This is a genomic window from Pannonibacter phragmitetus DSM 14782 (genome assembly GCF_000382365.1).
GTDB classification, from domain to species: Bacteria; Pseudomonadota; Alphaproteobacteria; order Rhizobiales; family Stappiaceae; genus Pannonibacter; species Pannonibacter phragmitetus.
This window is the reverse complement of sequence record NZ_KB908218.1, coordinates 193,719-207,503: the sequence shown is the minus strand read 5'-3', so window position 1 is coordinate 207,503 and position 13,785 is coordinate 193,719. Positions and strand designations below refer to the sequence as shown.

The following is a 13,785-nucleotide window of genomic DNA, read 5'->3' as shown; positions in this document are numbered from 1 at the left end:
CACCCATGTGCAGATCCAGGATCCGCCAGCTTCTGCGGAAGATGAGCCAGTTCGGCCGGAAGAATGACGGCTCCATCCTGCCCCTGGCGGCCTTCCTGATTGTCATCATGATCGTCATCGCCGGCTCAGGCGCTGATTATGGCCGCGCCATCATGGTTCGCAGCGCGGTAACCAATGCGCTGGATGCCGCAGTCCTGAGTGTTGCACGTCAGCTTTCGACCACCGTTCTCACAGACAGCCAGATCAAATCCGCGCTGGAGTCTGCATTCAACGCCAACCTGACATCGACAGGCGTGGACAACGTCCAGCTGGCAAATCTGACCTACACGCTCAATCCGGCCGAGGGCATCATCACCGCCAATGTCACAGGGACGGTCAACACCTACTTCGTCTCGATTGGCGGCATTGGCCCAGAAACGATACCGGTGCGTTCGTCATCGCAATCGACCTACTCGAAGTTCGACGTGGAACTGTCACTGATCCTCGACGTGACAGGCTCCATGTCGGGCGACATGGACGCACTGAAGTCAGCAGCCAACAGTGTCGTCGACATCCTTCTGGCAGATCAAAACAGCAATTCCGCATCAAAGGTTCGCATCGCACTTGTTCCCTACAGCCAGGGTGTCAACCTCGGCAGCGATGCAAGAGCCGTCACCAATGGGGCCGCTCTTGGAGCAAATTGCGTGACGGAGCGTATGGGCCCCGAGCAATTTACCGATGCAGCCTATAATTATAACGGCACGAACTCAGAGTTTTTCGGCGGTGGCTCCAATGCCTGTTCCTCCGGATCACCCCTCATGCCCCTGACCAGTTCGACGAACAATCTGAAGTCTGCCATCAGGAATCTGATCGCCAGCGGCGGCACCGCGGGCCAGACTGGCATCGCCTGGGGCTGGTACACACTGTCGCCAAACTGGTCGAACCTCTGGCCATCCGCCAGCGCCCCCACCGCTTATGGCAGAAACAAGGTCAAGAAAATCGCGCTCATCATGACGGATGGCGACTTCAACGATTTCTATGACAAGACAGTGCTGACAAGAGATGTCTGCCGGACAAGATCACAGTATAACTCCTGGAATGGAACCTATCAGGGCTGGAGCTACCACGACAGGCGCCCGAATGGCTCTTACTACTGGCTCTATGAAACACTCAGGGACGGTTGCAGCCGGAACGCGAAACAATATTGGCTCGGACAGTATTACATAGACGCAAATTACAATGATCCTCCAGCTGTCCGGGCGAGAAGATTCTGTGATGCGATGAAGGCAAAGAACATCACGATCTACACGGTTCTTTTCCAGAATACATCCGGCTCACTGCCGTCCTCCGAAAGGCTGATGAAATACTGCGCCACCAGCGAGGCAACCACCTATTTCAAGGCCACAGACAGCAATACCCTGATCAACGCCTTCTCCAATATCGCGCGCCAGATCCAGTCGATCTACCTGTCCAGGTGAATCCCAACCCGCCGGAATTGGCAGGGGTAAAGAGAAAGGGCCCGCGGTGCGGGCCCTTGATGCTTTCATGGTAGGGACGAGTCCACTGGAGAGGATCAGGCCCGGTTCTGGCGGTTCTCGATCAGGTCATCCACCACCGCAGGATCGGCGAGAGTGGAGGTGTCGCCCAGGTTCTCGAAGCTGTCCTCGGCGATCTTGCGCAGGATGCGGCGCATGATCTTGCCGGAGCGGGTCTTCGGCAGGCCGGGGGCAAACTGAATGAGATCGGGCGAGGCAATCGGGCCGATTTCCTTGCGCACATGCGCCACCAGTTCCTTGCGCAGCGCCTCGCTGGGCTCCTCGCCAGCCATCAGCGTGACATAGGCATAGATGCCCTGCCCCTTGATGTCGTGCGGATAACCGACGACAGCCGCCTCAGAGACCTTGGGATGGGCCACCAGCGCGCTTTCCACCTCGGCCGTACCCATGCGGTGGCCGGAGACGTTGATCACGTCATCGACGCGCCCCGTAATCCAGTAATAGCCATCCGCATCGCGGCGGCAGCCGTCACCGGTGAAATACATGCCCTTGTAGGTGGAGAAGTAGGTCTGGACGAAACGCTCATGGTCACCATAGACCGTGCGCATCTGGCCGGGCCAGCTGTCGAGGATGACGAGATTGCCCTCAGTCGCCCCATCCAGAATGTTGCCTTCCGCATCCACCACCGCCGGCTGCACGCCGAAGAAAGGCAGCGTCGCCGAACCCGGCTTCAGCGCCGTTGCGCCCGGCAGCGGCGTGATGAGAATGCCGCCGGTTTCCGTCTGCCACCAGGTGTCGACGATCGGGCAGCGCTTGTCCCCGACCACGTTATGATACCACATCCAGGCTTCCGGATTGATCGGCTCGCCGACCGAACCCAGCAGGCGCAGGCTCTGGCGCGAGGTGCGGGTGACATGCTCGTCCCCTGCCCCCATCAGCGAGCGGATCGCCGTCGGCGCGGTGTAGAAGATATTGACCTTGTGCTTGTCCACCACGTCCCAGAAGCGGCCTGCGTTTGGATAGGACGGAATGCCCTCGAACATCAGCGTCGTCGCGCCATTCGCCAGCGGCCCATAGACGATGTAGCTGTGGCCAGTGACCCAGCCCACATCCGCCGTGCACCAGTAGATGTCCCCCTCGTGATAGTCGAAGACATACTGATGCGTCATCGAGGCATAGACGAGATAGCCGCCGCTGGTGTGCAGCACACCCTTGGGGCTGCCGGTGGAGCCTGAGGTGTAGAGGATGAACAGCGGATCTTCCGCGTTCATCTCCGCCGGAGTGTTTTCGGCAGAAACCTTCGCCGCTTCCTCGTGATACCAGACATCGCGGCCCCCGGTCATGGCGATGGCGCCGCCGGTGCGCTTCACCACGATCATCGTCTCGACAGGTGCCTTGTCGGCGGCCTTGTCGGCATTGAGCTTCAGCGGCACGGTGCGCCCGCCGCGCAGGCCCTCGTCGGCCGTGATCAGGCAGGTGGACTTGCAGTCCGCAATGCGCTGCGCAAGGCTGTCCGGCGAGAAACCGCCGAAGACGATGGAGTGAACGGCACCGATGCGGGCGCAGGCCAGCATCGCATAGGCCGCTTCCGGGATCATCGGCAGATAGATGGTCACCCGGTCGCCCTTCTTCACCCCATGGGCCAGCAGCACATTGGCGAAGGTGCAGACCTCGCGGTGCAGGTCCCTGTAGGTGATGATCTTGTGGTCCGCCGGATCATCGCCTTCCCAGATGATCGCCGGCTGATCGCCACGCGTCTCCAGATGCCGGTCGATGCAGTTGGCCGAAACGTTCAGCGTGCCGTCCTCGAACCATTTGATCGAGACATTGTGCGGGTCATACGAGGTGTTCTTGACCTTGCTGAAGGGCTTGATCCAGTCGATGCGCTTGCCATGCTCCCCCCAGAAGCCTGCAGGGTCATCAACCGATTTCCGGTACATTTCCAGATACTTGGCGTTATCGGCGAGCGCACGTGATGCGACTTCGGCCGGAACCGGAAAAACGTTATCCGACATGCCTTCCTCCCAGGATGAAACAGGCGGGCATGCTCTTGGCGGCAGCCCGCATTCCGCGTGCATTATGCTGCCGGGATGCAGGCAGGTCTATACGGGATCGCTCGAACTTTCGTAGAGTCTGCCGTGACTTGCATCGAAACTGCTACATAATGCCGGGATTGCTGCGGCAGGATCCGTTCAACCTCTGCCTCCAAAGATGGCCGAACCAACGCGAACATGGGTGGCGCCGAAGGAGACGGCAATCTCGTAGTCTGACGACATACCCATGGAAAGCTGCGTCAACCCATTGCGGCGGGCGATCTTTTCCAGCAGCGCGAAATGCGGGCCGGGCGCCTCATCCACGGGCGGGATGCACATCAGGCCAGTCACGTTCAGGCCGATCTCTTCCCGGCACAGGCGAATGAAGTCATCCGTCTCCTTCGGCGCGATGCCGGCCTTCTGCGGCTCTTCCCCGGTGTTGACCTGAATGAAGCATGGCATGTCCCTGCCCTGTGCCGTCATTTCGGCTTTCAGCGCCCGGGCAATCTTCTCCCGGTCGATGGTGTGGATCACGTCGAAGGTGGCAACCGCCTCCTTCGCCTTGTTGGACTGCAGCGGACCAATGAGATGCAGTTCGATGCCGGGATACTCCGTCCGCAGCTGCGGCCACTTGCCCATGGCTTCCTGCACCCGGTTTTCGCCGAAGATGCGCTGGCCCGCGTCGAGCACCGGGCGGATATCTTCCGCCTCGAAGGTCTTGGACACGGCCACCAGGCAGACGCTGCCTGCCTCCCGGCCATGCGCGGCCTCCGCCTCGCGGATACCGGAGAGCACATCGTTGAGCTGGGTGACGGCGCTGTGAGCCATGTCATGATCCTGATCGCAAGGGAAACGGGCCGAAGAATGCCAATCCGGCCATGGTATAGGGCGCGGGCAAGGCCGGTTTCAAGAGTTGAGCCCGGCCATGGCCCGGCGCGCCAGCGAAATAAGCCGCTTTTGCTGCCAACCGTGTTGACCCATGAGGGAATTTCTGGTGACAGTCCCGCAGACATGTTTTTGGTTTGTGCGCCGCCTCCCGGCGCGCAGACATCTGGTTTGCGCGCTCTCCCGCGCGTGAATTTACGGTTTGCGCGCTCACCGCGCGCGGGGTCTTGGTTCATGCGCCCTGAGGCGCAGGGGTTGAAACGGCGGAATTGATGGCAACGGAACGCTATAACGCGCGCGAAGTGGAAGCGCGCTGGCAGAAGCTCTGGGATGAGAAGGACGTGTTCAAGACGTCCAACGACGATCCGCGCGAGAAATACTACGTGCTGGAGATGTTCCCCTATCCGTCCGGCCGCATTCACATGGGCCATGTGCGCAACTATGCCATGGGCGACGTGGTGGCCCGCTACAAGCGCGCCAGAGGCTTCAACGTTCTGCATCCGATGGGCTGGGACGCCTTCGGCATGCCGGCCGAAAACGCCGCCATGCAGAACAACGTCCATCCCAAGGACTGGACCTACGAAAATATCGCCTTCATGCGCGGCCAGCTCAAGATCATGGGCCTGTCGCTGGACTGGAGCCGCGAGTTCGCCACCTGCGACGTGGAATATTACACCCAGCAGCAACGCCTGTTCCTGAAGTTCCTCGAGGCCGGCCTCGTCTACCGCAAGAAGTCCAAGGTCAACTGGGACCCGGTCGACATGACCGTGCTGGCCAACGAGCAGGTGATCGACGGCCGCGGCTGGCGCTCCGGCGCCCTGGTCGAGCAGCGCGAACTGACCCAGTGGTTCTTCAAGATCACCGATTATTCCGAGGATCTGCTGGAAGCGATCGACACGCTCGACCGCTGGCCGGAAAAGGTGCGGCTGATGCAGAAGAACTGGATCGGCAAGTCGGAAGGCCTGCGCGTCCGCTTCGAGTTCACCACCCCGGCTCCGACCGGTGACAAGACCCTCGAGATCTTCACCACCCGTCCGGACACCCTGTTCGGCGCGTCCTTCATGGGCCTGTCGCCGGATCATCCGGTTTCGGCAAAGCTGGCTGAAACCAATCCGCAGATCGCCGCCTTCGTCGAGGAATGCCGCCGCATCGGCACTTCGGCAGAAGCCATCGAAACAGCGGAGAAGAAAGGCATCGACACGGGCCTGCGCGTGAAGCATCCGCTGGATGCCTCCATCGAGCTGCCGGTCTATATCGCCAACTTCATCCTCATGGACTACGGCACCGGCGCCATCTTCGCCTGCCCGGCCCACGATCAGCGCGACCTCGACTTTGCCCGCAAATACGGCCTGCCGGTGCGCCCCGTGGTGCTGCCGAAGGATGCGGATGCGGCCAGCTTCACCGTCGCCGATGTGGCCTATACGGATGACGGCACCATCTTCAACTCCGGCTTCCTCGACGGCCTCAGCATTGCGGACGCCAAGGACACGGTGGCGAAGAAGCTGGAAGCCATCCAGATCGATGGCGCGCCTCAGGCCGCCCGTCAGGTGAACTACCGCCTGCGCGACTGGGGAATCTCGCGCCAGCGCTACTGGGGCTGCCCGATCCCGGTGATCCACTGCGATGACTGCGGCGTGGTGCCGGAGAACGATGCGAACCTGCCGGTCAAGCTGCCGGACGACATCAATTTCGACAAGCCGGGCAACCCGCTGGACCGCCACCCCACCTGGCGTGACTGCAGCTGCCCGAAATGCGGCAAGCCGGCCCGGCGCGAAACCGACACCATGGACACCTTCGTGGACAGCTCCTGGTATTTCGCCCGCTTCACCGCCCCGCAGTGCGATCAGCCGACCGATCCGGTTGCTGCCAACGGCTGGCTGCCGGTGGACCAGTATATCGGCGGCATCGAGCATGCGATCCTGCACCTGCTCTATTCGCGCTTCTTCACCCGCGCGATGCAGAAGGTCGGCGCGCTCGATCTGAAGGAGCCGTTCAAGGGCCTCTTCACGCAAGGCATGGTGACGCACGAGACCTACAAGAGCGCAGACGGCAAGTGGCTGAGCCCGGCTGAAATCAGCTTTGTGGAAGGCACTGAGCGCAGCGCCGTGGAAATTGCCACCGGTGCTCCGGTCACCATCGGCTCCATCGAAAAGATGTCGAAGTCGAAGAAGAACACGGTGGACCCGACCGACATCATCGAGACCTACGGCGCCGATACGGCCCGCTGGTTCATGCTGTCGGATTCCCCCCCCGAGCGTGACGTGATCTGGACCGAAGAGGGTGTTCAGGGTGCCTGGCGCTTCGTCCAGCGCGTCTGGCGCCTCGTGGGCGAAATCGCCGCCACCCCGGCCCGCAGCAGCACGGCACCGGAGTTCAGCGATGGCGCACTGGAACTGCGCCGCGCCACGCACAAGACGCTGGCAGCCGTGTCGAAGGACATCGAGACCCTGTCCTTCAACCGCGCCGTTGCCCGCATCTATGAGCTGGTCAACCAGATCGGCAAGACGGTGCATGGCGGCCTGACCTTCGAGGACGTATCCTGGTCAGCGCGCGAAGCAGCCGAATGCCTCGTGATGATGATGGCCCCGATGATGCCGCATCTGGCAGAGGAATGCTGGAAGGAGCTGGGCCACACAGGCCTTGTTGCCGAAGCCAGCTGGCCGGCCGTGGACGAAAGCCTGCTCGTCGAAGACAGCATCGTCCTGCCGATCCAGATCAACGGCAAGAAGAAGGGCGAGATCACCGTTGCACGAGACGCTTCCAACGAGGCGGTCGAAGCAGCTACTCTCGCCCAGGATTTCGTCCAGAAGGCGCTCGAAGGGCGCCCGCCCCGCAAGATCATCGTGGTGCCGCAAAGGATCGTGAATGTCGTTGCCTAACGCCTCTGGCCGCACTCGCGGCACCAAACTGACCCTTGCCCTGCTCGTTGCCGGCGCCGCCCTTCTGGGCGGCTGCCAGGTGCGCCCGCTCTATGGCAGCCTCACTCCCGGTGATGCCTCAACGGCATCTTCCGTCCAGAGCGAGCTGGCTGCCATCGAGATCCGGCCGATCGATACGATGACGCAGACAACACGCCGGGTTCTGCTGACGGAGCTGATGTTCAACTTTGAACGCGGCAATCCTTCCGCCACCAAGTCCTACCGGCTGGAAATGGTTGGCAACGCATCCACCAGCACGGTCGGTATCGAACAGCTGGCCGATGTTCCCGCTGCCCTGTCCATGACGATGAATGTCACTTTCGTGCTTTACGACAAGGCAACAAATCGTACGCTGATGACAGGCAAGTCCTTTGCCACTGCGTCCTATGACTTCTCCAATCAGCGCTTCGCCAACATCCGTGCGCAGCGCGATGCGGAAGAGCGCGCCGCGAAGGAAGTAGCGCAGGACATGACTGCCCGCATCGCCGGCTACTTCGCCACGCGCAAGTAAGGACAGGTTTCCGTGGTCGCGCTCAAAGCCGGTGACATTGACAGGTTTGTCGCCAAGCCTCCGGCCAGCGTCCACGCGATCCTTGTCTATGGCCCTGACACGGGCCTGGTGTCCGAACGGGCCCAGGCCCTTGTGGCCGCCGTCAGCGACGGCAACAACGATCCCTTCAGCCTCGCCAAGATCGATGCCGGTGACATCGTTTCAGACCCGAATCGTCTGATCGACGAGGCGCTGACCATTCCCCTCTTCGGCGGCAAACGCACCATCTGGGTCAAGGATGGCGGCGGCAAGAACCTGTCGCCGGCCGTCACGCCTGTTCTTGCCCTCACGGACTGCCCGGCTGTCGTCGTCATCGAAGCCGGAGACCTGAAGAAAGGAACGGGCCTGCGCAAGCTTTTCGAGGCCGACAAGCGCGCTGTTGCCATTCCCTGCTATGCCGACACTGCCCGTGACCTGGAAGCGCTCATAGACGAGGAAACCCGCCTTGCCGGGCTCACCATCAGCCGGGAGGCGCGCCAAAGCCTGCACGGGCTTCTGGGCGGCGACCGGATGGCCAGCCGGGGCGAGCTGCGCAAGCTGTGCCTCTATGCTCTCGGCAAGGGCCGCATCGAGACGGACGACATCGAAGCCATCATCGGCGATGCCTCGTCCTTCGAGCTTTCGGAGCTGATTGATGCGGCTGCAGGCGGCGACCTTGCCGCCCTTGATCACGGCCTTGAACGGCTGGAGGCGGCGGGCAGCAATGCCTCCGTCATCGCCGGTCAGGTGCTCGGCCATTTCCAGTGGCTGCACCGGCTGCGGGCAGACGTGGATTCCGGCGGACAAGCTGCCACCATCATCGAAAACGTCAAGCCGCCGGTGTTCTTCAAGCGCAAGGCTGCCCTCACCCGGCAGCTGTCCATCTGGGCTGCGCCCGATCTGGAACGGGCCATGACACGGCTTGCCGAAACGATGCGCACCGCCCGCCTGAATGACCGGATCGGCATGCCGGTCCTGTCCGAAACGCTGCTGACCCTCGCCCGCGTCGCCCGCGCCCGCAGCGCCTCCCGCCGCTGATCTTCCCCGAAATAAAAAACGGCCCGGATTTACATCCGGACCGCTTCCGATTCGATTTCGTTAACGCTTATTAACGCCAAGGCGCTGAGATGCTAACGCATTACGCCTTGAAAATGCTCAAGCGCCGCACGGGCTTGACCAACTCTCGATGAGTCAAGCTCATCGAGAGTTGGTATTAACGTGTCTCGATACCCAGCTTGCGGCACAGCTCGTCGAGCTGCTCCAGCGAGGCGTATTTGATCTTCAGCTCGCCCGTATCCTTGCCCGGCTTGTGGCCAATGGCGACCTTGAGGCCCAGCGTATCGGTCAGGCGCTTTTCCAGGGCACGGGTGTCTGCGTCCTTTTCTGCGCGGGTTACCGGGTCCTTGGGGCCGGAGAGCTTGGAGAGGATTTCCGGGTCCTGCGCCAGCTTCTCAGCATCGCGCACGGACAGGCCCTTCTCCACGATCAGCTCCGCCAACGCCGACGGATCTTCCAGCGTGATCAGTGCCCGGGCGTGACCTGCGGTGATCAGGCCTTCGGACAGATAATCCTTCACCGCATTGGGCAGCTTCAACAGGCGCAGGGTGTTGGCCACGTGGCTGCGGCTCTTGCCGATCAGCTTGGCAAGCTCGCCCTGGCTGTAGTTGAATTCGGCCGTCAGCTGCTCGTAGCCCAGAGCTTCTTCGATCGGGTTGAGATCGGCGCGCTGCACGTTCTCGATGATCGCCAGTTCCAGCGCTTCCTGATCGGTGATGTCGCGGATAATCACCGGCACCTCATGCAGGCCCGCACGCTGCGCCGCCCGCCAGCGGCGCTCACCGGCGATGATCTCGAAATGGTTCGGCTTGCCGGCGGCCGGGCGCACGAGGATCGGCTGGATGATGCCCTTCTCCCGGATGGAGTCGGTCAGCTCCGTCAGATCCTTCTCGGCAAAGGTCTTGCGCGGATTGCGGGGGTTCGGCTCCAGAAACTCGACCGGCACTTTGCGCGAGTCCCGCGGCGGCGCCCTGTCCGCGCTCTGTGCCGACGGTTCTGCAGCCGTGGTAATGCCTGCATCACCGATCAGGGCTGCCAGCCCGCGTCCCAGCCGCTTGTTGCGTCCGCCTTCTTCCGCCATTGGTCTTCTCCGCTTGCGCGTCTCTTCATACGAATGAAAGAACGCGGGCCCTGCCCTCACCGGAGCGTAGCGCCGCGTTCCATGAAAATTGCACTGCCCGTGCCGTCATCAGCCTCAGGCGGCCACTTTCCGCAGTTCCCGCTCGCGCTGGATGATCTCGGACGCCAGCCGCAGATAGGCCTGGCTGCCCGCGCATTTCAGATCATAGAGCAGCGCGGGCTTGCCATAGGACGGGGCTTCCGAGATACGCACGTTGCGCGGGATGATCGTTTCATAAACCGCATCGCCCATCGTCTCGCGTACATCCGCCACCACCTGGCTGGAGAGGTTATTGCGGCTGTCATACATGGTCAGGACGATGCCATGGATGGTCAGCTCGTTGTTCAGCGCATTGCGCACCTGCTCCACCGTGGACAGCAGCTGCGACAGACCTTCCAGCGCGAAGAACTCGCACTGCAGCGGCACCAGAATGGAGTGCGACGCCGACAGGGCGTTGATCGTCAGCAGGTTCAGCGACGGCGGGCAGTCCACCAGCACGTAGGTGAACTTCAGCTCCGCAAACAGCGCCGATGTGGCAAAGCGCTCAATCGCCTTGCGCAGCCGGTAGGCCCGGTCGGCGCTGGAGGCGATTTCCAGCTCGAGGCCGAGAAGGTCCATCGTAGATGGCGCCACCCAGAGGCGCGGCACGGCCGTTTCCTTCACAGCCTCTTCCAGCGAGCAATCGCCGCAGAGCACGTCATAGGTCGACAGGTTACGGTCGCGGCGGTCAATGCCAAGGCCGGTGGAGGCGTTGCCCTGCGGATCGAGATCGATCACCAGAACGCGTTCGCCGATGGCTGCCAGCGCAGTGCCGAGATTGATGGCAGTCGTGGTCTTGCCCACACCGCCCTTCTGATTGGCCAAAGCCAGCACGCGCGGCAATTCAGGAAGCCTGCTCATCTATGGGATCCTTCCTTGATGGAACCGGCCTCGTTGGATCGGGGCGACACGCTGGAGAGGGTCAGCATGCGGCTCTCAGGATCAATGAGACTAGTCCGTTCTACCAGATCAAAACTCCAGGCGTGAGACGCTTCATCAATCTCCCGCTGAAAATCGCGCCCTTTGTGGAAAACAGCCACAGCTCCCTCTGCGAGGAAGGGATGGGAATAGTCCAGAAGCTCAGCCAGAGAAGCCAGCGCCCGGGCGGACACTGCATCCACCTTGCCATGAGGCCATTGTTGCGCCACCGATTCGATCCGCTCCGGCATCACCGTGCCCTTCGAGCCGGTCTCGCGCAGCGCCGTGCGCAGGAAGGCTGCCTTGCGCTGATTGCTCTCGACGAAATAGACATGGGCCTCCGGCACATCGGCCAGAAGGATGGCCGTGACGATACCGGGGAAGCCTGCCCCGCTGCCGAGGTCCACCCAGCGCTTCGCCTGCGGCCGGCACAGATGCGGCTGCAGACTGTCCGCCACGTGCCGCCGCCAGATCTCCGGAATGGTCGAAGGCGCAATCAGGTTCTGGGCCGGCTGCCAGCGCAGCACAAGATCCACATAGATCTTCAGCCTCTCCTCAGTTTCACGTGAAACAGACAGAAACTCTTGCAGGATCTGGGGGCCATCCCTCAGGTTCTTCACAGCCATATCCACAGGTCCTTCAGGCGGCGCCGCGGCGTTCATGCCGCTTCACTTGAGACAGAAGCAGCGTCAGCGCGGCAGGCGTCATGCCATCCATGCGCGCCGCCTGCCCCATTGTACCGGGCCGTACCAGTTCCAGCTTCTGCCGGACTTCATTCGACAGACCGGCGAGCGCGGAGAAATCAAAGTCCTGCGGAATGGCCAGCGCCTCATCCCGGCGCAGGGCGGCAATGTCAGAAGCCTGCCGGTCGAGATAGACCGAGTAGAGCGCGTCCGTCGCCACCTGCTCGGCGATGGCAGGCTCGACGCCTGCCAGCTCCGGCCAAACACCGAAGAGCCGGTCGATGGTCATGTCCGGATAGGCCAGCAGATCGAAGGCACTGCGGCGCACCCCGTCCTGATTGACCGGCAAACCATGTTTTGCCGCCTGCGACGGGGTTACGGTCAGCCCCTGCATCAGCACACGGGCAGCTTCCAGCTTGGCAAGCTTTGCATCAAAAGCCTCACGCCGGTCACTGCCGATGCAGCCCAGATCCAGACCTGCCGGTGTCAGCCGCTGGTCCGCATTGTCGGCACGCAGCGACAGACGGTACTCCGCCCGCGAGGTAAACATGCGGTAGGGCTCCGTGATGCCACGGGTGACGAGATCATCGACCATCACGCCGATATAGCCCTGCCCCCGGTCCACCACGAAATCGCGCGAGCCACCCGATGCCACAAGCGCAGCATTGAGACCGGCGAGCAAGCCTTGTGCCCCCGCCTCTTCATAGCCGGTGGTGCCATTGATCTGACCGGCCAGGAACAGCCCCTTGCAGCGCTTGGCCTCCAGCGTGGTCTTCAGCTCGCGCGGATCGACGTGATCATATTCGATGGCATAGCCAATCTGCAGCACCTCGACCTTTTCCAGACCGGGGATCGTCCGCAGGAAGGCATGCTGGGCATCTTCCGGCAGCGAGGTGGAAATGCCGTTCGGATAGATCGTGTGATCATCCAGCCCTTCCGGCTCCAGGAAAATCTGATGCCCGTCCCGGTCACCGAAGCGGACAATCTTGTCCTCGATGGACGGGCAGTAACGCGGCCCCCTGCCCTTGATCTCGCCAGAGTACATGGCAGAGCGGTGCAGGTTCTCGCGGATGATGCGATGCGTCTCTTCCGTAGTGCGGGTGATATGGCATGGCACCTGCGGCGTGGTGATCGCCGTTGTCAGCGTCGAGAAAGGCACCGGCTCGTCATCACCCGGCTGTTCTTCCAGCTGCGTCCAGTCAATGGTGCGGCCATCAAGCCGTGCGGGCGTACCTGTCTTCAGGCGGCCGAGCGCAAAGCCGATGGCTTCCAGTGAAGCGGAAAGACCCATCGCGGGTTGCTCGCCCACCCGGCCCGCCGGGATCTTGCGGTCACCGATATGAATGAGCCCGCGCAGGAAGGTGCCGGTCGTCAGCACCACAGCACCACAAACGATCCGGCGGCCATTCGCCAGCGTCACTGCCGAGACACGGCCATCCGCAGTCTCGAGGCCATGCGCCTCACCTTCAACGACCGTCAGGTTCGGGATCGCCCGGATCTCTTCCTGCATCGCCGCCCGGTAGAGCTTGCGGTCCGCCTGAGCCCGAGGGCCTCGCACCGCAGGCCCCTTGCGCCGGTTCAGCAGCCGGAACTGGATCCCTGCCCTGTCGGCAACCCGTCCCATCAGACCATCCAGCGCGTCAATTTCTCGGACAAGATGCCCCTTGCCGAGACCGCCAATCGCCGGGTTACAGGACATGACACCAATGGTTTCGAACTTGTGTGTCACCAGCGCCGTGCGCGCACCCATGCGCGCCGCAGCCGCAGCCGCCTCACAGCCTGCATGCCCGCCACCGATCACCACCACATCAAAGGTCAGAGACTGATCCATCGCCATTCAAATCCCGATCCCGGACGGGCACATGACTGCACCCGCCTGCGTCGATCACCAGACAAAAGAAAATCACGGCCGGCACCCGGGACCCCTCACAAGGAGTCACCAGAAAACAAACCGGCCAAACTGGCTTCCTTATACGGAAATCACCCGTCAGGGGTCAAAGCTATTTCACGTGAATCACGCCTGCGAGACCGGAGCGGATTCACGTGAAACATCCATCACGGCTCAGATATGATTCACGTGAAACACCCGCAAGGCACATTCCGGTACAGAGATGATTCACGTGAAACAG

10 protein-coding genes are annotated in these 13,785 nt (G+C 62.0%); 4 read left to right on the top strand and 6 right to left on the bottom strand.

Going from position 1 to position 13,785, the window contains the following annotated elements:
* Positions 1 to 5: 5 nt before the first annotated feature.
* The gene (locus tag H163_RS0109395) at positions 6 to 1,457 is read left to right on the top strand and encodes a pilus assembly protein (RefSeq protein WP_019964321.1); all 1,452 of its coding nucleotides are present in this window, start codon (positions 6 to 8) and stop codon (positions 1,455 to 1,457) included.
* A 95-nt stretch (positions 1,458 to 1,552) separates the two neighbouring features.
* Here H163_RS0109395 and acs read toward each other — a convergent pair whose 3' ends face one another.
* Together acs and H163_RS0109385 are read right to left on the bottom strand one after the other, a co-directional pair.
* Complete coding sequence (gene acs / locus H163_RS0109390) at positions 1,553 to 3,490, bottom strand: acetate--CoA ligase (protein WP_019964320.1); 1,938 nt, start codon at positions 3,488 to 3,490, stop codon at positions 1,553 to 1,555.
* Positions 3,491 to 3,667: 177 nt separating this feature from the next.
* Positions 3,668 to 4,336, bottom strand: a complete 669-nt coding sequence (locus tag H163_RS0109385) for a YggS family pyridoxal phosphate-dependent enzyme (RefSeq protein WP_019964319.1) — start codon at positions 4,334 to 4,336, stop codon at positions 3,668 to 3,670.
* A 329-nt stretch (positions 4,337 to 4,665) separates the two neighbouring features.
* Here H163_RS0109385 and leuS point away from each other — a divergent pair, with 329 nt between their 5' ends.
* The 3 genes from leuS to holA are packed head-to-tail and all read left to right on the top strand — an operon-like array spanning position 4,666 to position 8,878.
* Positions 4,666 to 7,272, top strand: coding sequence for a leucine--tRNA ligase (gene leuS / locus H163_RS0109380; RefSeq protein WP_019964318.1), 2,607 nt, complete (start codon positions 4,666 to 4,668; stop codon positions 7,270 to 7,272).
* Entirely contained in the window at positions 7,259 to 7,822 is a 564-nt protein-coding gene (gene lptE, locus H163_RS0109375) for an LPS assembly lipoprotein LptE (RefSeq protein ID WP_019964317.1), read from the top strand. The genes leuS and lptE overlap by 14 nt, the downstream gene beginning before the upstream one ends.
* Before the next feature lie 12 nt (positions 7,823 to 7,834).
* Positions 7,835 to 8,878, top strand: coding sequence for a DNA polymerase III subunit delta (holA, locus tag H163_RS0109370; protein ID WP_019964316.1), 1,044 nt, complete (start codon positions 7,835 to 7,837; stop codon positions 8,876 to 8,878).
* A 175-nt stretch (positions 8,879 to 9,053) separates the two neighbouring features.
* Here the strand turns inward: holA and H163_RS0109365 are convergent, their stop codons facing one another.
* The 4 genes from H163_RS0109365 to mnmG all read right to left on the bottom strand — a co-directional run bounded on the left by H163_RS0109365 (position 9,054) and on the right by mnmG (position 13,493).
* A complete protein-coding gene (locus H163_RS0109365; RefSeq protein ID WP_019964315.1) occupies positions 9,054 to 9,977 on the bottom strand; it encodes a ParB/RepB/Spo0J family partition protein in 924 nt (307 codons plus the stop codon).
* A 114-nt stretch (positions 9,978 to 10,091) separates the two neighbouring features.
* A complete protein-coding gene (locus tag H163_RS0109360) occupies positions 10,092 to 10,916 on the bottom strand; it encodes a ParA family protein (protein ID WP_019964314.1) in 825 nt (274 codons plus the stop codon).
* Complete coding sequence (gene rsmG / locus H163_RS22575) at positions 10,913 to 11,599, bottom strand: 16S rRNA (guanine(527)-N(7))-methyltransferase RsmG (RefSeq protein WP_051105358.1); 687 nt, start codon at positions 11,597 to 11,599, stop codon at positions 10,913 to 10,915. Before rsmG ends, H163_RS0109360 begins: the two co-directional genes overlap by 4 nt.
* A gap of 13 nt (positions 11,600 to 11,612) precedes the next feature.
* Positions 11,613 to 13,493 carry a tRNA uridine-5-carboxymethylaminomethyl(34) synthesis enzyme MnmG gene (gene mnmG / locus H163_RS0109350; RefSeq protein ID WP_019964312.1) on the bottom strand — a complete coding sequence of 627 codons (1,881 nt, stop codon included), beginning with the start codon at positions 13,491 to 13,493 and terminating at the stop codon, positions 11,613 to 11,615.
* Positions 13,494 to 13,785: the final 292 nt, after the last annotated feature.